The organism is Arthrobacter sp. OAP107 (assembly GCF_040546765.1).
GTDB lineage: Bacteria > Actinomycetota > Actinomycetes > Actinomycetales > Micrococcaceae > Arthrobacter.
Genome location: NZ_JBEPOK010000001.1, coordinates 285232 through 307469 on the forward strand (window position 1 = coordinate 285232; position 22238 = coordinate 307469).

19 protein-coding genes and 1 pseudogene are annotated in these 22238 nt (G+C 62.2%); 9 read left to right on the forward strand and 11 right to left on the reverse strand.

Annotated features, from left to right (window positions below):
- Positions 1-27: 27 nt before the first annotated feature.
- From ABIE00_RS01245 to nhaA, 3 genes and pseudogenes are all read right to left on the reverse strand, one after another.
- Positions 28-420, reverse strand: a complete 393-nt coding sequence (locus ABIE00_RS01245; protein WP_354255694.1) for a hypothetical protein — start codon at positions 418-420, stop codon at positions 28-30.
- A 141-nt stretch (positions 421-561) separates the two neighbouring features.
- Positions 562-920 (reverse strand): annotated as a pseudogene (locus ABIE00_RS01250) (helix-turn-helix domain-containing protein); the annotation flags it as partial.
- A gap of 89 nt (positions 921-1009) precedes the next feature.
- Complete coding sequence (gene nhaA, locus ABIE00_RS01255) at positions 1010-2353, reverse strand: Na+/H+ antiporter NhaA (RefSeq protein ID WP_354255697.1); 1344 nt, start codon at positions 2351-2353, stop codon at positions 1010-1012.
- 1658 nt (positions 2354-4011) lie between these two features.
- Between nhaA and ABIE00_RS01260 the strand changes: the two genes are divergently transcribed.
- Positions 4012-4206: a hypothetical protein gene (locus ABIE00_RS01260; RefSeq protein ID WP_354255700.1), complete on the forward strand. Its 195-nt coding sequence runs from the start codon at positions 4012-4014 to the stop codon at positions 4204-4206.
- A gap of 284 nt (positions 4207-4490) precedes the next feature.
- Here the strand turns inward: ABIE00_RS01260 and ABIE00_RS01265 are convergent, their stop codons facing one another.
- The gene (locus ABIE00_RS01265) at positions 4491-4787 is read right to left on the reverse strand and encodes a hypothetical protein (protein ID WP_354255702.1); all 297 of its coding nucleotides are present in this window, start codon (positions 4785-4787) and stop codon (positions 4491-4493) included.
- 575 nt (positions 4788-5362) lie between these two features.
- On the opposite strand from ABIE00_RS01265, the gene ABIE00_RS01270 reads away from it, so the two are divergent.
- Positions 5363-5785 (forward strand): hypothetical protein, encoded by a 423-nt coding sequence (locus ABIE00_RS01270; RefSeq protein ID WP_354255705.1) that lies wholly within the window; start codon positions 5363-5365, stop codon positions 5783-5785.
- A 1156-nt stretch (positions 5786-6941) separates the two neighbouring features.
- Here ABIE00_RS01270 and ABIE00_RS01275 read toward each other — a convergent pair.
- From ABIE00_RS01275 to ABIE00_RS01290, 4 genes are all read right to left on the reverse strand, one after another.
- Positions 6942-8126, reverse strand: a complete 1185-nt coding sequence (locus ABIE00_RS01275; protein ID WP_354255708.1) for an FAD-dependent monooxygenase — start codon at positions 8124-8126, stop codon at positions 6942-6944.
- Positions 8127-8235: 109 nt separating this feature from the next.
- The gene (locus tag ABIE00_RS01280) at positions 8236-8691 is read right to left on the reverse strand and encodes an FG-GAP repeat domain-containing protein (protein ID WP_354255710.1); all 456 of its coding nucleotides are present in this window, start codon (positions 8689-8691) and stop codon (positions 8236-8238) included.
- A 719-nt stretch (positions 8692-9410) separates the two neighbouring features.
- A complete protein-coding gene (locus ABIE00_RS01285; RefSeq protein ID WP_354255713.1) occupies positions 9411-10244 on the reverse strand; it encodes a hypothetical protein in 834 nt (277 codons plus the stop codon).
- Position 10245: 1 nt separating this feature from the next.
- The gene (locus ABIE00_RS01290) at positions 10246-11805 is read right to left on the reverse strand and encodes a multicopper oxidase family protein (RefSeq protein WP_354255716.1); all 1560 of its coding nucleotides are present in this window, start codon (positions 11803-11805) and stop codon (positions 10246-10248) included.
- Between ABIE00_RS01290 and ABIE00_RS01295 the strand changes: the two genes are divergently transcribed.
- Both ABIE00_RS01295 and ABIE00_RS01300 read left to right on the forward strand, forming a co-directional pair.
- Positions 11804-12043, forward strand: a complete 240-nt coding sequence (locus ABIE00_RS01295) for a hypothetical protein (RefSeq protein WP_354255718.1) — start codon at positions 11804-11806, stop codon at positions 12041-12043. The two genes, ABIE00_RS01290 and ABIE00_RS01295, sit on opposite strands and share 2 nt — an antisense overlap.
- Positions 12044-12946: 903 nt before the next feature.
- Positions 12947-13435, forward strand: a complete 489-nt coding sequence (locus ABIE00_RS01300; protein ID WP_354255721.1) for a MarR family winged helix-turn-helix transcriptional regulator — start codon at positions 12947-12949, stop codon at positions 13433-13435.
- A gap of 431 nt (positions 13436-13866) precedes the next feature.
- On the opposite strand, the gene ABIE00_RS01305 is transcribed toward ABIE00_RS01300, so the two are convergent.
- From ABIE00_RS01305 to mhpA, 3 genes are all read right to left on the reverse strand, one after another.
- Positions 13867-14673, reverse strand: coding sequence for an IclR family transcriptional regulator (locus ABIE00_RS01305; RefSeq protein WP_354255724.1), 807 nt, complete (start codon positions 14671-14673; stop codon positions 13867-13869).
- Between the two features lie 90 nt (positions 14674-14763).
- Positions 14764-16107, reverse strand: coding sequence for an MFS transporter (locus ABIE00_RS01310; protein WP_354255727.1), 1344 nt, complete (start codon positions 16105-16107; stop codon positions 14764-14766).
- Entirely contained in the window at positions 16104-17663 is a 1560-nt protein-coding gene (gene mhpA, locus ABIE00_RS01315) for a bifunctional 3-(3-hydroxy-phenyl)propionate/3-hydroxycinnamic acid hydroxylase MhpA (RefSeq protein ID WP_354255730.1), read from the reverse strand. Before mhpA ends, ABIE00_RS01310 begins: the two co-directional genes overlap by 4 nt.
- Positions 17664-17790: 127 nt before the next feature.
- Between mhpA and ABIE00_RS01320 the strand changes: the two genes are divergently transcribed.
- From ABIE00_RS01320 to ABIE00_RS01340, 5 genes are all read left to right on the forward strand, one after another.
- On the forward strand, positions 17791-18795 hold the full coding sequence (locus tag ABIE00_RS01320; RefSeq protein WP_354255733.1) for an amidohydrolase family protein: 1005 nt from the start codon (positions 17791-17793) through the stop codon (positions 18793-18795).
- Positions 18796-18935: 140 nt separating this feature from the next.
- Positions 18936-20030, forward strand: a complete 1095-nt coding sequence (locus ABIE00_RS01325) for a maleylacetate reductase (protein ID WP_354255736.1) — start codon at positions 18936-18938, stop codon at positions 20028-20030.
- Positions 20031-20050: 20 nt separating this feature from the next.
- Positions 20051-20983 carry a hydroxyquinol 1,2-dioxygenase gene (locus ABIE00_RS01330; RefSeq protein WP_354255739.1) on the forward strand — a complete coding sequence of 311 codons (933 nt, stop codon included), beginning with the start codon at positions 20051-20053 and terminating at the stop codon, positions 20981-20983.
- On the forward strand, positions 20976-21365 hold the full coding sequence (locus ABIE00_RS01335; protein WP_354255742.1) for a nuclear transport factor 2 family protein: 390 nt from the start codon (positions 20976-20978) through the stop codon (positions 21363-21365). The genes ABIE00_RS01330 and ABIE00_RS01335 overlap by 8 nt, the downstream gene beginning before the upstream one ends.
- 370 nt (positions 21366-21735) lie before the next feature.
- On the forward strand, positions 21736-22149 hold the full coding sequence (locus tag ABIE00_RS01340) for an ester cyclase (protein WP_354255745.1): 414 nt from the start codon (positions 21736-21738) through the stop codon (positions 22147-22149).
- The last annotated feature ends 89 nt before the right edge of the window (positions 22150-22238 follow it).

A 22238-nucleotide genomic window follows, 5' to 3' on the forward strand; every position in this document is an offset into this window, starting at 1 on the left:
TACAGCCAGTTGTTCAGAACCCACCCGTCAGCCTGCTGCCGCGAATGCCCGGGCTGCGGCCAGAACCGCCTGCGCCGCATCCTCGACCTGGCCTTCCCGCAGCAATCGCGCCGGCGGCACGTCATCCAACTGGGGGTTCATACCCTGGAACCATGCCTGGACCACGGCGCGGGAATCGCGCTCAGCCAGCAGCGCGGCAACATGGTAGGCATGGCGCAATCGAGTCATCACCTCAGCCGACGGCTTTCGTTCACCGTCAGCCCACTGACGCACCGCCCGGGTTTCCTTCACGGAGCCAATGTAGGCGACCAGCTTCGCGCCGAGGATGTCACGCAGGTCTCGAATAAGCTCGGCCTCGGGAAGCCGGATGGAATCCTGGTGCGCCTTCAACCCGCCGCGGGCTCCTGCAACTGCTGTCATGCCTTCATGCTCCCACAAAACGCATGTTGCAACAACGGTCGGATCACATCCGAAATCACACCCTAAAGGAGCACCAATACTGATTTCTGATCAGCTGGGCCGGGGCCGGGGGAAGCGGCCAACGACATGAATGTCGTCCAGCTAGAGCCGTTCCAGGCCCGGGATAGCGGAAGGACTTGTGTACGGAGGGATTTTCTGCGGGCTTGCTTGGCGAAGGTACTGGTACACCGTTTCCCGGCTGATGCCGTAGTCGCTGGCGAGGACGGATTTGGGAGTTCCATTGTCCGCCCGCTGGACCAGCTCGGCCGCCCGTTCCGGTGTGAGGGTCTTCTTTCGTCCCTTGTAGGCGCCGCGCTGCTTGGCCAGGGCGATGCCTTCCCGCTGGCGTTCCCTGATCACCGAGCACTCGGCAAAAGCCCCATAACGGAAAACATGAGGCTGGCCATGGGGGAGTCCTCCCCGGTGAAAAGCAGGTGCTCCTTGACGCACTCAACCCGCAACAGGCAACGTCCGGGACAACCCCCGGGCAAGAGCAGAAGACTGCTGCCCGGCCCGCACGTGAATGCAATCGGGCCCGGCCCGGGTCGGCTCACCGCTGGCGGTCCTCTTGGTAGACGTCCGGGATGCCGTCCTGGTCGGTATCGATGGTCTCTTCGGCTTCCAGGGCACGGTACTGGCGGTTCCGGGTTCCGAGCACTGCCGTTGCCAGGAGTGCGGCCAGCAGGGACGCGGCGAGGATTCCCACCTTGGCGTGGTCGTCATGGGTACTGCCGTGCCCGAAGCTCAGTTCCGCCACGAGGAGTGAAACCGTGAAGCCGATGCCGGCCAGGACGGACACCCCGAACACGTCAATCCATTTCAGGGACTTGTCCAGGGAGGCCCGGGTGGCCTTGGTCAGGAGCCAGGTGGTGCCCAGGATGCCGGCCGGTTTTCCCAGTACCAGGGCCAGGATGATGCCGATGGCCACGGGGTCGGTCAGGGCCGAGACCAGCCCGTCCCAGCCGCCTACGGCGACCCCGGCGGAAAAGAAGGCAAAGACCGGGACCGCTATCCCGGCGGAGATCGGCCGGAACCGGTGCTCGAAGATCTCAGACAGGCCCGGACCCGCCGCCGGGCCCCCGCTGGCCCGGGACCGGATCACGGGGATGGCGAAGCCCAGCAGCACGCCGGCGACGGTGGCATGGATACCAGAGGCGTGCACCAGGGCCCAGGTGATCACGCCCAGGGGAAGCAGGATCAGCCACGCCGCAGCGGGCCTGGTGCCAAAGAAGCGGCGGTATTTCTGGGCCAGGAAGGTGTACAGCGCCAGCGGAATGAGGGCCAGCAGCAGCGGCCCGGCCTGGATGTCGCTGGAATAGAAGACAGCGATGATGCTGATGGCGATGAGGTCATCGACCACCGCCAAGGTCAGCAGGAAGATCCGCAGAGCGCTGGGCAGGTGCGAACCGATAATCGCCAAAACCGCCACGGCGAAGGCGATGTCCGTTGCCGTGGGGATGGCCCAGCCCCGCAGGGTTTCAGAGCTGGTGAGGTTGACCAGGGCGTAAATAACCGCGGGGACTGCCACGCCCCCGGCAGCCGCTGCGATGGGCACCACGGATTTACTGAATTGGCGGAGGTCTCCGGCGACGAACTCACGTTTGAGTTCCAGCCCCACCAGAAAAAAGAAGATTGCCAGTAACCCGTCGGCAGCCCATGCCCCGAGGCTGAGGTCCAGATGCCACGGTTCGTACCCGATGCGGAAGTCGCGCAACGCGAAATAGCTGGCGGAAGCCGGGGAATTGGCCCATGCCAGGGCGATCACGGCTGCGGCGACGAGCAGGATGCCGCCCACGGTTTCCTTGCGCAGGATCGCCCCGATCCGCAGCACTTCGCCATAGCTTCCCCGTCCCAAAACGGAGGAGCGCGGGGCAGTTGACGGGTTTTTACTCATGAAGGTGTCCTAAACATGGGCTCGACAAAGAACATGCCGACCAGACTTCCCGGCTCACCTCCAGACAGTCTACAGAAGCACCCCATCCCTCTCGGCGGGAGTACCAGGGACCTTTGCAGTCCAATTCCGGCCGCCCCAGATGATCCTTCATCTCTTAGGAGTACATCATGCCTGTCGCCGTCGTCCTCGATTTCCTGGGACAACACAGACCAGTACGACCAAGATATCGACAAAATGGGGGTTGCCAAGGGCGGTCCGGAGCGCCGGGGGACTGACGCAGTGGGTCGCCGCCAGGGCGAACGGCATCCGCGTGGTGGTCATGTGGAAGAGCCGGACGCTTTCGAAGCGTTCGCCCGTGAGAAGATCGAACCCCATCACGGCCGAGGCGGGCATCACCGAACAACCGGAGTGTCGATTTACGAGGTCCACAACTACCTGACCGAGGGTCCGGCAGCCTGACCGCACATCACTTTCGGGCACAACCTCAGCACCAGTTCAAGTCGCTTGGGACGAGCGGCTGCACTTCTTCATATGCAGGGACGCGAGGCGGCGCGTGGGAGTAGCCTCCTTCAATCGCGGTGTGGTGACCGGCTGCTCCATGCCCGACGGCGCTTCAGCGATGTTCATGAAAGCTCACCCGGACCCCGCTACAGCTGGCCGTCAGGCGTTCACCAGGGCGTGACGATGGTTCCGGAGTCTGGACTGGCCTGCCGATGACGGGAAATTTGCGCTGCCGTTGTGGACTGCGCTGGACTGAGTGGGCCGGATTCCGGACTGCGCCGTTTCGCCATGGTGGTCTTTGGTTCGGTCGCTGATCAGGCCGGTGCCGGCGATCTCCCGAAAAAGGAATATGGCGGCGGAAACGGCCTGCTTTGTCGGGTAGGTTCCCGACGTCGCCCACGTGTGGCCGGCGGAATCTACCAGCCTGAATCTTTATCCGCTTTCAGGGGCGGTGAATACTTCGAATTGACCTGCCATGGTTTTTACTCCATCTCTCCCCTCGTTGGGAGTGACGATCAGGGAAACCCAGGCGCGGGCTTTGTTCCGTAACAGCACATACAGGTTTCTGCCTTGCCCTGCTGCAGGAGGCGCGCCGGCCTGGTCGTTTGGACAATGAGGACGGATTCTGCATACCGTCTGGAGGGAAATATCCTAACGAACCCGGTCATCACTTGAAAAGCCGCGCGCCGTTATCGATCCACGATGGCCAACAACAGGTCAAGTCTTCCTCGGCAGGCCCTTACTGAGGGGTCCCGCACTGGCCGACGCTGAGGGTAGCGATCCGGCATCGAATCTTCATATGGGAATGAGGTGTCGGTGGAGGCACTGAGGAAGTAACTGCAGCCCCGCCGCCGGCTGCGCCTGGGCCTCCCGCAATTGGGCTGCCCAGAGCCCAAAGGCCGAATGGCACGTTAATGCTAAGGCTGCTTACTGGTTTGGTTCAGACCCTGCCCCAAGGGGCTAAGGCCTGACAATAGGAGGACTGGTCCGGATGGGGATTCGCCGCCACTCCCGCACCTCCCCTCGTGGAACGCTGCACTTCAAGGGACCGGAGATCATCAGCAAACTTATTGAGAGGTCAATGAATTGGGTGATATATGTAGCAGCAACGGCGAGGCGTGAAAGGGGCCGGGCCAAACAAGCATTGGGATGGGGACATGCACTTATCAGAGAAGATCGCTCCTCGCTATGAGCATCTGAAGAAGATTGCTGATCTGCTGGAATGGGCCGGGGACCTTGCAGGTGCAGAGTTCCTGGACGAAGCTCGTGAAGCCTACGCACTGGCCCGCAGATTCCACAGACGCGCCGACAGCCTGGCCGTACATCCTGCTAATGCTTACACTTCAAAATGACGGGGCTGTGATCACAGGCAAATCAAGCAATCTAAGGAATTGATACTCTGGCATCAGCAGCACGATTTGCGGCAACGGGCTGCTGGTGGATTGCGTGACCGCCGGCTTTCGCTCTGCTCTCCATGACGCCTCCATCGAAGCCACGGACCGAGAGGACGCCAATGCCCTCCGCTGGAAGAATGCTATTCTCGGCCGCCGTTCGACATCGGGCTCCCGTTGACAATACCAGCCATTGGTGGAGGGAGGCCGACCACCGGACTTCCGGTAAGCGACCTCCCGAATGTCTAAGGCATGACCTTGTACAGATCCACGGCGGTCTCTTCCGGCGGTGAGGTGAACCCGCCGTCGATGCCCGCTTGCATTCGAGGCATCAGAATGTTGTCGCGGAACTTCTCCCAGCTTGCCTTCGATTCGTGGATGGCCATGATGGTCCAACCACCGTCTGACGGGCCAGCGGCGTGGAACGTTTGGCCCTCGGGCAGGAGGCCCTCTCCTGGGTGAACTGCGGCAATCGAGGCCTCATATTGTTCCTTGGTGCCTCCGGGGAAGAAGTGCACGATTCCGTATGGTGCGGCGTCCATCTTTGCTCCTTTGCTGGTGGTGGGTGGCCGGTGGACATGCCCAGCAATAGACTTCCACGCTCGGGATGTCAAGGGACTTTCGGTGCACGGTCGACAAAAGAGGGTCGCGTTCGTTAGGTCGAACTCGCCCGGCCCCGGGGGACCAGGTCCGCAGCCGAAGACCAGAGCCTAAACCACCTGTAAGCCCATCCGGATCTGGAGCATGGGTTCGGCCGCTCAAATGATGGGTCCATGGTCGCTATGGCCCCGTGCCAGCACCTGCGGTTCCCAAAGCCCCAGCCGGAAGTTCATCGCGTGCCTGAAGCTAAAGGCCGCCGCACCCGCAGCTTCAGACCGGCCGGGCGCGGAAAGTATTCCCCCCGTTGCACCCGAGCCCGGCGGACACCTCCACCCGCCGGCGGGCCAGTTGTTCTTTCACCGATACTGCGCATTTGCTGCGCGATTCTTGACGCCGACCATGCATCTTGGCTGTGAAGTGTAAGGAAACACGCCATAGGCTGACAGCAATGGGAAGAACGCGCCCCCCGGTAGTCAGGGCCGTGATGCAGCGGCGGGGGCGGGGAAGGAGTTTGGCAGTGCGCAGGGGGGACCAGCTGGATGAGGGAGTGAAGCTGACGCTGGAAGTACAGCACCTCCGGAAACTCGTGGACCAGGCCTCCCTGGAGGCGGCAGAGTCATTCGCCACCGACTACGTTGCTGGCCTCCCCCGGTTCGTTGAACGGGTTGTGCGCACGATTACCGTCCGGGACAAGGATCTGGCACTGGATGCCTCGCTGAGTCTGAAGACGAAATCGTGGCTGGTCGGTGCGCTGAGGATGAACGAGCTGTGCCGTGAACTCGAGTTGGCCCTGGCATTGGCCGACTGGGCCGCTGCATCAACCGTCGCACGGGACATCGAGCTCCACCTTCCGCGCCTGCAGAGAGCCCTCGCGGACCGGCCCCGGTTCGGGCCCCAGGCACGGCGCGCGGGGACAATCCAGGCCGCCGCAACGCCCTGATCCTGAACCAAACGGTCATCGACAAGCGTAGCGGGTCAGATACAAGCCGACAGAGGCCGCCGCCAGTACGGTGGCAACCGGACCTTGCTGGGCGGAACGTTTCAGGAACTGCGGCAAGCCCGACGGTTTCGGGGTTGTGATTGATCAATTCGAACGCGGGCTGGTCTGCATGCAGCTTCCTGAATGCGTGCGGATCACCGCCGCACACCCGGACCATCAGCGGGCAACTCATTGCAACCTTCTCCGGAGAGCCCCGCGGCTTGCTACTGAGCCTGAATAGTGTCGGCTTCATAGACGGCGCCGCGATGACAGACTACGTCAAGGTGGTTCCCGTCACGGCCCTTGCCCTGCTGGGACGGGACCCAGGTGGACCGCGTCGTGGCGAACAAGATTCTGGGGATCAGATCGCCCCGGTGCGAGCCGCTACTTCACAGACGCTACTGAAGCACTTACCTGGCGCCGCGCACAACGGGATGCGGGGCGAGAGGCCTAAGCTGCAAGGCCAGTCCCGCGGCTCATAATTGTGTGGAGCAGGAAACCTGCGAGCGTCTGACGTGTTAATGTGCCAGGCATTCAATTGCCCATCCGGTCCTCAACGGACGGGAAAACCGGAAGGCCTACCCCGGCGCCACCGCTCAGCCGGTGCATGAGTCTGGCGCTATCCTTGGCATGCTCAGCGGAAGGGCCATGCATCTCCTGATGCCATGCCCTGGTTTCACCGCCGGATCAGCCGCGGACAAAGCTACGTCAACCGGCAGGCTTCCGGGCGGCCGGGGTGGAATGAATCAAGCCGCTTGGACTTCCAGTGGAAGGCCAAGGCGCCACTAACGTGCGGCCAGGCGGCTCGGAGTTCATGTTAATGAAATCCGCGCAACTACGGTCGCTATGAATCCTGGCAGGCGAGGCGTTATGCAAGCCCGCATCCGTCAGGCGCCACAGCGGGCTACGCGGCTGCACTTGCCCGCGACCTCCGGCCGCTGGCGCACCAGTGACCAGTTCCCGCGTAGCCTCGACTACTGTGTGTCGCCGTCGGTACCCTTTGGTACTACCGCAACAGCACCGGATCAACCCTCTACCCCGCATCAAAACCGGAACCGGCTGGTCAACCGAAGCATCGCCGGTAGGTGGGCAAGGCAGTGACGGGCACCTTCGGCCATCATTTTGCAATCGTCCGGAGGATCCGACGGGCCACCAAGCGGTCGATACCAGGAAGGGCGGTGCCCTGGATGGTCCATCGGCGCACGAGGCGCTGAGCCCTGTTGGCAGGCAGGAATGCCGAGGCCGCACGTCGGCCGGACGCCTGCGCCGATTCCACCACCGGCCGCCAGCGTTGCTCGAACGCCAGAAGCGCCGGCGCGATCGCCTTGGGCGATTCGACGGGAGCAAGAATTTCGGCGAGGAGCGTGGCGCCGGCGATCGCGAGGGAACCGCCCTGCCCGGCGAGGAGCGACACAGCCCCGCTGGCGTCTCCGGCGAGGACGGTGCGCCCCTTGTGCCAGGTTGGCATGACGATTTGCGCCACGGTGTCGTCGTACGGTCGCTCCGGGCAGAGTTCGAGGAGCCGATCGACCGTCGCGCCCAGGCCAGCGAATTCGCGCCGGAGCCGTTCCCGAAGCAACCCGGAGCCCGGTGAGTCTGGATATTCAGGCGAATCCTGGTAGACGAGGAGCGCCGCTACCTCATCCGTGCGGAGACCATAAAGCCCTGCCGTACGGCCAATGCTGTCGGTCAGCATGAAGCGGTTCCCGATGCGCGCGCTTAGCTCGGCGTCAGATACGATGAACGCCGCAGCCCTCATACCCAAGGAACGCAGAAACCTGGGTTCCGGACCGTACAGCTCGGCCCGGACTTCGGAGTGAATGCCATCGGCTCCAATAAGGACGTCCGCTCTCAATGTGTTGCCCGACGGACTGACGGTCACCTCTGCATAGTCCTCACCGGCGCGCACCTGGGTGGCACGGGCCCCATAGTGGAGCCGGACGCGGTCAGGCGGGACATCGTCAAGGGCGGCCAGGGCAGTGCGTTCCATGTCGGGACGCAGAAGGCTCAGAACCTTCCCTCCGGCAAGGCGCGCGAATCGGTGATAATCAAGGCGAGAGGTTGCCCGCCCAGCCGGGTCAACGTACTCGACGGCCTCGACGTCGTACGCCACCGCCTCAAGGCGCGGGTACAGGCCGATCCGGACCGCAGCCTCTACTCCCGGACCAAAGAAGTCCATCATGTAGCCGTCAGGACGAGGGCCGCGGGATTTCTCCACAAGCTCAACCCTCCAGCCGGCGAGACCTAACTGCCTGGCGAGGACCAGGCCGGCGATACCAGCGCCGACCACAATCGCCTTCATGTCGTTCCTCCTTTGAACGGCCATTTACCAGGAGGGGATGGCAGATTGCGGTGCAGACCGCCTGACTGCCTTTCCCTGACGGCTTCCCGGAGAGCTGCATAACAACCTGTCAAACTGAACGGCGGAACGCAACGCCAGGTTTTTGCGGGTTCGTCGCCATGCCTGGTCTTGCGGCTTGGCCGGGAGGGCCAGCCCAGGCGGGGCCAGAGAACCGACTACCGGAAGAGGTTGTTGTTCCAGCCTGTGCCGACGATGGTCCGTGCGCCCAGGTGCCTTTGCTGAAGGGGTAGTGGGCGAGGCGGCCGTCGACGAGCCGGGTCATGAGCCCGTGACTGCCTGTGCTCTGAAAGCCGTCCACGGCGGTGATGGTGTTGATGCTGTTCCAGCCGGTGCCTACCGTGTGCCTGGTCCCGGAGACGAAGCCACCGGTCCCGGTGGAGCGGTAGAGCACCATTCTGCCGTCGCTGCGTTTGGCCAGCAGGTCCTGTCCACCGTCCTGGTCGAAGTCGGTCACGGTGACGTACAGCCCTGCCCAACCGACACCGGTCTTAATCCGGGGCGACATGGATAGTCCGCTGCTGTTGCCGTAGTACCAGAGGGTTCCGGCGGCGTCGTAGGCGAGGATCCCCGGGGTACTTGTCGGTTTTGCGCCAGCGACCGACTGTGAGGTGGTAGCTGCCCCAGCCGATACCGATAGGCCGGGCGGCGGCGAAGCCGCCGCCCGGCCTTCCGGCGTAGGTGTGATGTTGAATCAGCCATCGGTAAAGGGCGGTTACTGCACCGGCTGGCAGCGGCGCGGACAAGTTGGCAAAGGAGCGGGCATCAGTGGTGGTGTGCAGGTAGGCTGCGCAGGTCCCTGAGCTGGCGAGGTCAGAGGAAACGGCGGCACTGCCTGTGCCTCCGGTCGTGGACGTGAATCCCTCCAGCTTCCCGGGTTCGAAATTGTTCGCCATTACCGCTGTTCCGGGGTAGGTGCCGGCAGGAGCAGGGGTTCCTGGCTGGCACGTGGCAGCATGGGCCGGGACGGCTCCCAGCGCCAGGGCGCACATCAGGGAGGCGGCAGTGCCTCCGACAACTCCACGCCTGAACAGGTGATTTCATCATTTTGCGCTCCAGCCATTGGGGGGGCTCTTCCGTCAGCACCGGGCAGGACCCGGTCTATGTCGTTATCCTTGGTCACCTGTCCCCGGGTACGGCGGCATGGTGCTCTGGGCCGGACCTGGGGGTGGCCGGGAACCACGAAAGTCTCAACGTCTCGCTTGTCGTCGTGCGCGGGTGCGGTCATCATCGGTCCCCGTGTGCGTGTTCGGGTTCGGTGATGAGCTGTTCGGGGTCCCAAGGCGGTTCGCTGGCCATGTCTACCCCGGTTCCGGTCGCGGAGCGCGGCGTGACGCTCACGTCGGCGGCTGGGACGTGTGCCTGCCGGCTGATGCCCTCGCGGACGCTTTCGATGGTTTCGTCGCCCAGTAACGGGCCGGTGTAGCTGATGGTGAGCTGCCCGTCTTTGGCTGTGGTGTCGTAGTTGCCGAGGGCGTCGGAGGCGATGCCTTCCCGGTCCACGGCGGACGACACCGCGGCCGGGTCGGCTGCGGCAACGGAGAAGCTCAGGTCGTGCACCAGGACGGGAAGGACGTAGAAGTTCTTGACGCCCAGGTTGCCGGTGTCCTCTTCGGTGGCTGCCCTCACGATGGTGCGTCCATCGTCGGCAGTGGCCGTTGCCGGGAGGGCTACAGTGACTTCCGGGACCATTTGCTGGAGCACGTCGGGTTCGAGGACGTCCGGGGAGACGGCTGAAAGGATGGTGTGGTTGGCGCCGGCTGCGGTGTCCAGCCGCTTGCGGATGCCGGCGGTATCGGCGCCGGGACCGGTTTGGACGGCGATGACCACCCGGCGGCGGACCATGAGTCCGTCATAGCTCACCACGGGCCGCCCGTTACCGAGCTCCTGGCCTTCCTCAGCCTGGGCGAGAACCCGGTCCGCGGTGCTCCCGGCCGCCGCATTGCTGGCCTGCACGGCGGGCGCCGGGGTTGCCGCGGGACCGGTTTGGACGCCGCCGGTGCAGCCGGCCAGGGCCAGCGCGAGCACAACGCAGGGGATAGCGAGAAGTCTGCTTTTCATGTCAGGTACCCGCCGGGTAGGCCAGCTTGTACTTTGAGGCGAAATATCCTTCGGGTCTGGTTTCGAGCACGGGTTTGTCGGCGGTGATGGGGTCGTTGTTGCGCGGGTCGCCGACGGCGAACTGGATCATCATGTCGTGGTCTTCATGGACGAGGTTGTGGCAGTGCACCATGTACCGGCCGCCCTCGTGCTCGCCGGTGTCGAACTGCATCAGGACCGTGACGGATTCGTTTTCCCCAGTGTAGAAGACGTCCTTGGCGCCGGCCTCCCAGGCGAAGGGTTTGCCGCCGTTGGTGTTCCGGGCGATGATCTTGCCGTCGATCAGGTGGATGTGCAGGGGGTGGAACCAGCCGCCGGACTCGTTGACGATGGTCCACTGTTCGACCTGGTCGCGCTGAGGGTTCCCGAAGGTGCGCATGAAACCGGATTTTTCGACGTCGTCCCAGGTTTCGCCGTTGATGGTCCATTCCCCGCCCTGGCGCTGGACGCGCATGACCCGCTTGGCCACCGCCATGTCAGGGGTCAGGGACATCGGGTCCAGCCCGCCCTTGGCTTTCCGGGGTGAACCGCCGTTATCCAGCATTGTGGGGATGGAACTGAGGGTCCGGGACCCGGGCTGGGCGGGGGAATCGGCCACGACCTGGAACTTCATGACCTTGCCGGTGTTGGCGAAGTTTACGTTGTTCTTGTTGCTCAGGTTCCGCAGCTCCACGCTCTGTCCCGGCTTGTACTTCCGGAAGTCGATCAGCACCTCGTACCGTTCGGCAGTGCCCTGCCGCCAGGATGACACGGCCTGGACCTTTGGCACCATGCCGCAGTCCGTGGCGACCACGTAGAAGGGGGCGCCGTTGGAGAGGGCGAAGCGGTAGGAACGGGTGATGGAGCCGACGAGGAACCGGAACCGGTAAATCCGTGGCTTGACCTTCATGGTGGGCCACGGCACGCCGTTGACCATGATGATGTCGCCCCACAGCCCGGCGTGGCCGTTGTCGTTGTAGCCCAGGGACCCGTCCGCATTGAACATCGCATCCGAGACCATGACCGGCACATCGAACTCGCCCTGCGGCAGCTGCGCCTGCTCGTACCGGTCCGTGAGCGCGTAGAACGCCGCGAGCCCCGAATAGACCCCCTGGGCCGTGAACAGGTGGTTATGGTCGTGGTACCAGAGCGTCCTGCCGGTCTGCCAGTTCGGATAGTGGTAGTTCTTCACGTTTCCCGGGGCGGTGCGGTCATTGGCGTACCCGTCGTACTGCGGCAGGGAGGCCGAGCCGTGCAGGTGCGTGACCGTATTGAAGGGCGCCGCGTCCAGCAGGCTCTTCGCGGGCAGGCGGTTGCTGATCCGCACCTCGGACCGGGTGCCCTGCGGAACCCTGATGGTGGGACCGGGAAAAATTCCGTTGTACCCGGCCAGGGTCGTCGACAACCCTGGGACGAAGTTCGCCTTGCCCAGCTTCTGCGTCAGGGAATACTTCGCGAACGGCTGCCCGTCCGCGTCACGCCCGGTCGAGTACGGTACCAGCTCCGGCGGCCGGGCAAACGCTCGAGCGTAGGGGAGCGGCATGTTCTTCGCCGCCAACCGGCTCGGCGTGGTGAGCGACCCCGACGTCGAATCCTCGCCCCCGCCCTTCCTGGCCGGCACCCCGGCCAAGGCCGACCCGGCGTTCATCCCGCCAAGGGTGACAGCACCACCCACCAATCCCAGCCTCAACAAATCCCGTCGAGTTGCCATGGCTTCCTCCCCAATCTCCGTGTCCAAAATGAAGCGAGCCGGCCACGTCCCCTTCATGAGGCGCGCCTGATTTCACTGCCTGTCCGCCCGGCCGGCGAAGCGGCCTGGAATGGCACCTGCACCAAAAGTTGCTTTGGCGCAACGAAATCAGGATGGTGCGGCGTCCTTAAAAAAACCTTGGACTCCCACAAGTCATCAACTTCCCGCCCACCAGAACAGGTGGGCTCAGGGAGTCGTCACCGGGACATAGGCGATATCCCGGTGGTCGCGTATCGCATCCCGGCGGGGAGACCATTCCCCTGCCGGGCTGCCTGCCACGCCCTTGGCTGTGGTTGAGCCCTGCCTGCGGTTGATACTGGGGGCGCATTCCCTTTGGTCCCGGCAACGGCTACGTCGATGGTGTGCGCTGCGGTTAGGAGTGAACAATGAAGGACCCCAGGTGGAGCCGATAGCCACCGGTGGGGGAGGACGCCCGGAACTACCCACAGCCCCTTCTTTTAGTCCCTGACCAGGGCCCTCTCCTGCCCTTACGTTTTCCTTTTGCGGCACCGCCATGCGTTCGAATCCATGGAAGTCGGTGGAGCCTCGTTAATGCGATGAGAAGATCGCGAGGTCGAACAACGGGGGTGGGTGTCACGACGTCGGATAGTGTTTCTCCGATTGCTTCGTTACCTTCGGCGATCTCTGGCAGCAGGTGCAAGAAGACGCAGGCGACAGCCAAACTATCGCGGAGGATGCTGTGTATCGTTCCGGCACCAGTGGAAGCGCCCCTGAGTCCTGGGGCGGCCAGATGGAGTACGGCCAAAACCAACGTCGGGGACGAGAGCCCACAGCACACTGTGCTGAGGCCTCTCGTCCCATCATGGGCCGGCTCTTCCGTCCCTTGTCGTTCTGACACTCTCAGGCCCGCGCAGCACCCCTGAACCCTCGTGTTCTTTGCGCTTATATCCTCGATCAGCCGATACTGGACGGCATGGGCAGTCCACCAGAGAACAAGCTATACGAGAAATCGGACCTGGACGCGGTACTGCGGGCCTCGAGGGTGTTTGTCGCCGTCGTGGCCCAGTCGATTGCCGAAGTTGAGGACCTCGTCACCCCACCCCAGTGGCGCGTCCTGATTCTGATCGCGACACGCGGTCCACAGACCCTTGGGGCAGTGGCAGCAGACTTGGGAGTACACCCTTCCAATGCCACACGCACAGGAGACCGGCTCGAAGCCGCTGGGCTGGTCTGCAGGGAGGGAGACCCCGTGGACCGGCGTTCCCTCCGCCTCCGGCTCACCGATGAGGGACGTTCACTGGTTGAGCGCGTAATGTCTCACCGCAGGCACGCGCTCAACGACGTGGTGGAGCGCATGAAACCAGATGACCGTCGCATGCTGGAAACGGCGCTATCGGCATTTGCCGAAGCAGCCGGCGAGATGCCGGATGAAGCGATGAGCGCGGCCCTCGGATTGGGATAACAACCGTTACAAGACAAGGCCCTCCGCTGTAGGCCGTAGGCCGTAGGCGTCAGGTTGGGGTGTACGCCATCCGGGCAAGAAGGTGTAGAGAAGAGGCGGAACGGTATTGAATATGGTTCTGCCGGTGCTTGGTGGATATCAGGCGTCTTCCTCGTACCAGCCAATCCATGCGGCCGAGTTGAGCCTAGTATTCGAGAAGGGCAATTCCGCTGCGCCCTCTGGTTTTTCTTGGCCACTGGCGTCAAGCAAAGAGGCCAGGTGGTCCCACAGTTGAATCATGGTGTTTCCTTCCAAGCATTATGGAGCACCGACTCAAGGGGATAGCTGTCGTGCACTCAAGCGGGCAGGTTGACACCCACGGATGCAGTCGCGTGCTGCTTTTGTGTCTCGAATCGAGTCGCTACCTCCCAGGGTCTGGGACGAGAGCCTTCTTATGCAGATATAGCGGCGTCGCCTTCAAAGGGCATGCCGAGCTCACTTGAGATTTTTCGTGTGATGCTGAGCAGCTGGGTTTTTACCAGTTCCAGTTCGTCTTCGTGGACGACTTCGGTGGGGAAGACAACCGCGACCGTCAATGGGATTGCATCGAGCGATGAATATACGGGAGCTGCGATCGAGGACACACCCGGGATGACGCCTCCGGATGTAAAGGCATATCCGTTGGTTGCGACTTCGCTCCGGAGTCGCTGGATATCTTCGTCTGTGTATGCGTTGGGGCTCCGCCGGGAGCGTTCTGCTGCCAGCGTTGTAGCCCACATGGATTCCGGCAGGAAACCGAGGAAGACCTGGCCGCTGGACGAGGTAAGCATGGGGAGTGTGGCGCCGAGACGGATGTTGATGGGCAGTGCGTGGCTTCCATAGTCCCAACGGACGACGACTGGGCCGTCGTCTCCCCAGACCGCAATGTTTACCGAGTGTCCGCATTCGTCCCGTAGATCGGGGGTGTAGTCAGATGCCACCGAGACCTCGTTGGTCCTGCGCAGTGATTCTGCCCCTAGACGGCGCATGGCTGCCCCGAAGTCGTACCGGCCGGTCTTCGGGGACTGGCTGACAAGTCCGATCCTGGTAAGGCTCACCAGGTACCGGTGAGCCTTACTGGGTTGGAAGCCGCTTCGCTCCGCGATTTCAGAAAGGGACATGGGGCCACCGCCGGATTCGAGGGCTTCGATGATCCGCATTGCGAGCTCAACGGACTGGATACCTTGGCGTTCTGACGGGGCGGCTTCCATGTCGCTCATGACCATGCACTTCCTTACGCATTGTTTGCCGATCTTGATCGTATCGGTCGGGTAATCGATCGCGGTCAATGGTCCGGCGGTTTTATCCAGTTACTTCGCCGGTACGTCTCCTCTAAGCGCACCGACTTGTTCGTGGCTTCCAGGTTCGCTGACTCGTATCCGTGGGACCAGGAGTGACGCGATAGCTCCTACTACTGCGGGGATGGCAAAGGTGTAGAAGTTCCATTCGACGGACAGTCCTGAGGTCAGGACCCATGCGCCCAGTGACGGCCCGACAATGGCCCCGAGCCGGCCGAAGGACAGCGCCCACGCAAGGCCGCTTCCGCGCATGTCGTCGGGGTACCGGGTCAGAATGAAGCCGTTGACAAGAATTTGCGAGCCTATGAAGCCAACCCCACTGAGGAACATCAGGATGAATAGTACGACGACGTTCGGGTTCAGGCTCATAGCTACCAGGCTGAGTGCCCCCATCAGGAATGCAGTCACGACAACTGGTTTCGCCCCGATTCTGTCGGCGATTTTTCCGCCGACGATGACGCCGACGCCGACGCCGATCCACATGGCAGCAGTCTGCAGAAGGGCGGATCCGAGTGAGTAACCGTTGGCCTGCATCATCGTGGGCAGCCACGCGGTGATACCGAACACCAGGAGGAGCCCGCAGAAGGTCATGATCCAGAACAGGATCGTGGCCCCGGCGACGCCGGCAGAAAAGAGCGGTCCGATGCCTGCGAAGTGTCGCTTCCCTGCAGCGACGAGGACTGGCTCCGGCAAGCCCATGGCGGCGCTGAGGCGGTGTGCGGACTCTGTACGACGCAGGCGCAGAAGGTGGACGGGCGTTTCGGGCAGAAGCTTCCAGGCAAAGGGAAGGATCACCACGGCCGGGATGATTCCTATGACGTACAACCATCGGAATGAGGCGCCGGGGAGCAATGCAGCGCCCAGCAGCGGGGCGGCAAGGCCGCCTACGGCGTATCCGGCCATTACGATGCCTGTATTCCTGTTACGGCGGCCGGGCAGAGACAAGTCAGCCACGTAGGCCAGCAGGGTGGGCAGGACGATTCCAAGACCCAACCCCACCAGGATGCGTCCGAGACCGAAAATGAGGACACTGGGCGCCGCGGCTGAAAGGAGCATGCCGACCGAAAAGATCATGCAGCTGGCCAGGATGAGCCGTCTCGGGCCGATGCGGCTGATCATGGCGCCTGCCAGGCCTGCGCCGATCATCATGCCAACCGCGACCACGGAGCCGAGAGTGCCAGCGGCGCCCTTGTCGACGTTCAGGGCGTGGTCGGCCAGCAACGAGGGGACGGTTACGCCGTATACTGCCAGGTCATAGCCTTCCAAACCGCCAATGACCAGTGCGACGGTCAACAGAACGCGCTCGGAGATTGCCCTGAGGTGTTCTTTTCCCTGAGTCTGTTCTTTGGTGCTCATGCGCTCACGCTTCCTGATGTTGCAGGGATTTTGGTTTCGAATGCGAAGCTTTTGTCGTACTCGCGGATGAGTCCATTGACTTCACCGCCTGTTCGTACGGCCCCGAAGATGTAGAAGTCGGGGCGAACCAGTACTGCTGAGCATTGGTTGGTCTCAAACCAGCTCCGGTAGCTGCCGTTGACATCCGTGAATGCTTCGGCCCGACCAGTTGCGGGGTTTACCACGACGACGTCTCCGCCGGCGATGTCATGGGCGTTTTCGGGGGCGAACTCTTCGTAGGCTGAGCGGAGGAGCAGCAGCCGAGGGCCGTAGCCGAAGATCCCGTCGAAGCGGCCTTGGTCCCCTGCCGCGGTGCGTACCTCGTCCTGGATGAACAGGTGGCCGGCAGCGGGGTGGCCATTGCTGGACAGGAAGCCCGGGCCGAGGCCGGGAAAGCGCAGTTTTTCCGGGTTGTGGTTCCGGGCCCGGTTGGCCAGATATTGCCGGTCCCGTTCGGCTGCCGCCTCGGGGTCACGCATGGTCTGGACCTTCCCGAGTTCGATGCCTTTGTGTACCACGGCGGCTACGTGGGGTTCGCGCTCGGACTGGTAGGTATCAAGGATGGAGTCCTGAGCCTGCCCGGCCAGCAGCAGGTCAAGCTTGAACGCCAGATTATGGGCATCCCGGATGCCGGAGCACATTCCCTGGCCCAGGAAAGGCGGCATCTGGTGGGCGGCGTCGCCGGCCAGAATGATCCTTCCCCTTCGCCATGGGTTAGCAAGCAGCGACCTGAAGGTGTATGTGGCGACGCGGACCAGTTCCGCCTGGTTCGGCGCCAAATAGGGCGCCACGCGGTTCCAGACACGCTCGGGGTCACGCTCGATTTCAAAGTCGGCTTCAGAGTCGAGCATGAAACTGAACCGGTGGTGGTCCGGCCCCAGGGAGATGATCGACTGTGGCTGTTTGGGATCACATACTTGACGGGCGTGGGGCGGCCGGGCGTCGCCGGTAAGCCGGAAATCGCATACAAGCCAGGGCTCGGAGAAGCCGAAGTCTGTCAGTTCGGCATCGATCTTCGCCCGGGTAGTGCCGTTGCCACCGTCGCAGGCAACCACGTATTTGGCACTCACAGCTTCAGCCCCGGCCACATTCATGCGGACTTCGTCGCCCCTGTCTTCATATCCGTCGACCTTGGCGTTGAACCTGATTTCGACATTAGGAAGGGAAGTGCAGAGGGCGGACAGCGCATTTTCCAGGTCGGGTTGGTACATCATGTACCACTCCGACCAGCCTGAAGCGCCCTTCAGGGCAAACTCATGCTCGATGAGCAGATCACCGGCGCCGTTGCGCCATTCATAGTTTCTCTGGGCACTGACCTTGGGCAGGAGTTCCTCGGCGATGCCGAGCTTGGCGAATGTGCGCATGGTCTCGTCATCGAAAATCGCAGCCCGGGGAAGGTTATACAGGCCGGCGTAGCGCTCCAGCACAACCACATGGTGCCCGGCCTGACCGAGCAGTGCCGCCATGGCCATGCCCACCGGACCGTATCCCACGACAGCAACGTCGTACTTTTTCATCCTCAAATCCTCAAATCTCTCGGCAAGCAGCTTCTGTGACGCTTGACACAGACAACACTAAAATTCATCATAGATAAAGTCAATGCATAATAGTGAACGCAGCGACCTTAGGCTCAAAGGAGACCCGATGAAGAAGATTGCCCTCGAAGAACACTTCGTGACCCCTGATCTGGTGGGTTATGGCAGCAGCACCTCGAACATTGCGCAGCCGCAGGCGTGGGCTGATGCCTCGCGCAGGCTCCTGGACTTTACAGAGGAGCGGCTGCCAGAAATGGATCTGCACGGGATCGACATGGAAGTCCTGTCGCTCAACTCCCCGGGCATCCAGGCCGAAACCGACCCCGCTGTGGCTATTGCCAAGACCAAGACAGTGAATGACTTCCTAGCCGGCATCATGGCTGAAAGGCCCGACAGGTTCTCAGGCTTCGCTGCGCTGCCGCTGCAGGATCCCCAGGCCGCGGCTAAGGAACTGGAACGCGCCGTCAAGGACCTGGGCATGAAAGGTGCTTTGGTTAATGCCCACACCAACGGCATGTACTTGGATGATCCGAAGCTCCGCATTGTCTGGGAAATGGCAGAAGGCCTCGACGTTCCGTTGTACTTGCACCCGGCCAATGGCGTGGACACGGCCCACGTACTCAGTGGACACCCTGAACTGGTGGGCCCGATGTGGAGTTGGGGTATCGATACCTCCACCCATGCCCTTCGGCTGATTTTCGGCGGGGTCTTTGACGACTTCCCCAACGCGAAACTGCTCCTGGGACACATGGGCGAAGGACTGCCCTACGTTCTGTGGCGAATGGATTCACGCTGGGGCTTCCACAACCACCACGGTATCGAACTCGCCAAGGGAAAGCCCTCGGAATACCTGCGCGAAAACCTCTACGTCACCACGAGCGGGGTGTGCTCGCCCGCCCCGCTCTTGTGTGCACTGCTGGCGCTGGGCTCAGAACACATCCTGTTCGGCACGGATTACCCGTTCGAAACCATTGAGGAGGCGGCGAAGTTCCTGGACAACGCTCCGATCAGTGAGGCGGACCGCGCCAACATCAGCTACCGGAACGCCGAAAAGCTGCTTCGTTTGGGAGATGACGCCAACGCCTCGAGCGTTTTGGCCACTTCGGCGAAGTAACCGGCACGACCGCCTGAGCGGACGGACCTCAGGCGTTTCGGGCGGTGCTCATGCCGCGTTGACAGGATGGCATGAGCACCGCCCGGGGCCTTCGATTCGAGCATCAACACAATATGAGCATGAGCAGGAGTACGAGATATATGGGAATGGAATTCGAGCACACGACGCTTGGGCAGAGAGTGCTTTTCGGCTCCGGGAAGGCGGCCGGCTACCTCGCAGCAGAGGTAACCCGGCTGGACGCGAAGAAGGTGATGGTGATCGCCTCCCAGTTCGAGTCGGAGATGGCGCGGCAGGCGTGCGGGGAGATCGAGGTTGCCCTTTGGCACGACGACGTGGTCATGCATGTCCCGGTGGAAACGGCTGAGAAGGCACGGGCGGCGGCAGTGGACGCGGACGTCGACCTCCTGGTATCCGTAGGGGGAGGCTCGACCACGGGCCTGGCCAAGGCGGTTGCTCTGACAACTGGGATACCGATCATTGCTGTTCCCACCACGTACGCCGGGTCTGAGGCAACCAACGTCTGGGGCCTGACCGAAGACCGCACCAAAACCACTGGGGTTGATGACAGGGTCCTTCCCGTCACGGTCATCTACGACGCGCAATTCACCGTATCGCTCCCCGCGGGCATGTCTGTGGCATCAGGATTGAACGCCCTGGCACACTGCGTGGATTCACTGTGGGCGCCAAAGGCAGACCCCATCAACCAGGCACTCGCGCTGGAAGGAGTCCGGGCATTGGCTGCCGGCCTGACAGGGATCACGGCGGATTCCGGAAATATCCATGCCCGCGAGCAGTCACTCTATGGCTGCTATCTTGCCGCAGTCGCCTTCGCCTCCGCAGGTTCCGGGCTGCACCACAAGATCTGCCACGTCCTCGGCGGAACCTTCAATCTGCCACACGCCGAAACCCACGCCGTAATCCTCCCGTACGTTCTTACGCTCAACGCCCCGGCCGTACCGGAACTGGCCGCTCGGCTCGCCGCCGCCCTAGGACACGCCGAGGGCACCAACACCTCGGCAGTCAAGGCACTGAACAGCCTCCGGGAAAGCCTCAACGCCCCAAAGTCCCTCGCCGACTACGGCTTCACCCCAGAAGACATCCCCGAGGCCGTCCGCCGGGTCCTTGCCGTGGTGCCGGAATCGAACCCGACATCTGCCACAGAGGAGAACATCACAGCGCTGCTCTCCGCGGCACAGGCCGGCGACGTCCCCGCCCCTGAACTGGCCACCTTGTGAAGACAACAAAGGACACTCCCATGACCACCACCACCGGAACCTCCATGGCTCCCGACCCAGTCCAGGTCGCCGTCGAACAGGAACTGACAGACACTGTCGTCGCGTCCTTCAAAAACACTCCGGACGAGCGGCTGAAGACGCTCATGGAATCCCTCACACGGCACCTTCACTCCTTCATCCGAGAAGTGCGTCTCACCGAAGAGGAATGGGACGCCGCGATCAACTTTCTGACCGCATGCGGACATATCACCGACGACAAAAGGCAGGAGTTCATCCTGCTCTCGGATATATTCGGCGCCTCCATGCAAACGGTCGCAGTGAACAACCCCACCCACGGCAACGCCACCGAGGCCACAGTCTTCGGACCCTTCTTCACAGAGGACGCCCCCGAAATCCCCAACGGAGGAGACATCGCCGGCGGCGCCACCGGACAACCTTGCTGGGTTGAAGGCACCATCACCACCACCGAGGGTAAACCAGTCCCCGGTGCCCGGATCGAAGTCTGGGAAGCCGACGACGAAGGGTTCTACGACGCCCAGTACTCCGACGGACGGATTGCCGGCCGCGCCCACTTGTTCGCCGACGAAAACGGCCAATACTCCTTCTGGGGACTGACCCCCACGCCATACCCCATCCCGCACGACGGGCCCGTCGGCAAACTCCTGGCTGCAGTCAACCGGTCACCGGTACGCGCCTCACACCTACACTTCATGGTCACAGCCCCGGGGCAACGCACCCTGGTGACACACATCTTCGTCGACGGCGACCCCCAGATCGCCATCGGCGACTCCGTGTTCGGAGTCAAGGACTCCCTGATCAAGAAATTCATCGAACAGAAACCCGGCACCCCCACACCCAACAGCCGAGACCTCGCTGGCCAGCCCTGGGCCCGAACCCGATTCGACATCGTCCTCGCCCCAGAGGCCGGCAACATACCCAAGTCCCATGACTGACTCCGAACGAACATCGGAATCCGTCATCCAAGAGTTGGAAGCGAAGCGCTACAAGGCCGTCCTCGAGCAGGACTTCGCTACCTTCGACGATCTCTGCCATGACGAACTCGTCTACTCCCACTCCGGAGGCAACCGCGACTCCAGGCAGGACTACACGGCCAAGCTCCGCACTGGCACCCTCCGCTATCACAGGATCGAGAATTCCATTGAAAGCATCACCATCATCGGGAATACAGCTTTGGTGCTGGGACGCATGAAGGCCGACCTGACGGTCAACGGAACCGATAAGACCATAAACAACAGCTCACTGGCCGTATGGATCCAAGAAGGCGACGAATGGAAATTCATCGCCTACCAGCCCACACCCCTCCCGAACTCCTAAAGACCTGCCGTCGAAGGCACGAGCAAGCTCATTTACCGGATTGAAAAGGCCGGATATTGCCGTCGGGGAATTAACCCAGTCGATCGAAGGTCCTCCCTCATCGAGCTAACGGCGGACGGTCGACTTTTGCTGGAAGGGGCCAGGAACACCCGGTTCAAACCGAGCTGCATCTGCGACTAAATCCTGTGCTCACCGAGCAGAACACGGATGAACTCATGGAACTGCTCGGTCGGCTGCTACATGCCAGTCGAGCCGGCGGCGGCTGCAGTGCGACCTAGCTGAGACGCTTGCGGGAACCAGAGTTCATCATCCGATAGCCACCAAAATAGTGTGTGTGCCGTAGTGAAATAGATGTGAAGGAAGCAAGCAAATGACTGAAGAACTGCGTGAACGCATGGACCGTTTCGTCGAATTCATCAATTCAGCCGACGAAAGGATTGGTGATGAGATCATCTCGCCGTCGGCAACGTTCCATGTGCCTTTCCTGCCAGAGCCGGTGCAGGGTCCAGGCGGCTACCTCAAAATCATCGGGATCATGCGGCAAGCGTTTCCCGACGTCCAGTGGTCGCTGGAAGAGACCATTATTGAAGGAAACACAGTAGCCGCTCGATTCATCCTTCGCGCCACACACCAAGGGGACTTCCTCGGCGTCCCTGCAACAGGCAAACAGATCCAAACGCAGGCAATGAACATTTATCGGTTCATGAATGGTCAGATCAGTGAAGAGCACGGTCTCCCGGACCTCTTCGGGCTGATGATGCAAATCCGGCCGACCGACGCGTAGATGTACGGAGTCAAGACGTTGATTACATCGTGACTAGGTGAAGACCTCTCAGGAGGGTTGATACCAGACACAGGTCAACGACAAAGAAG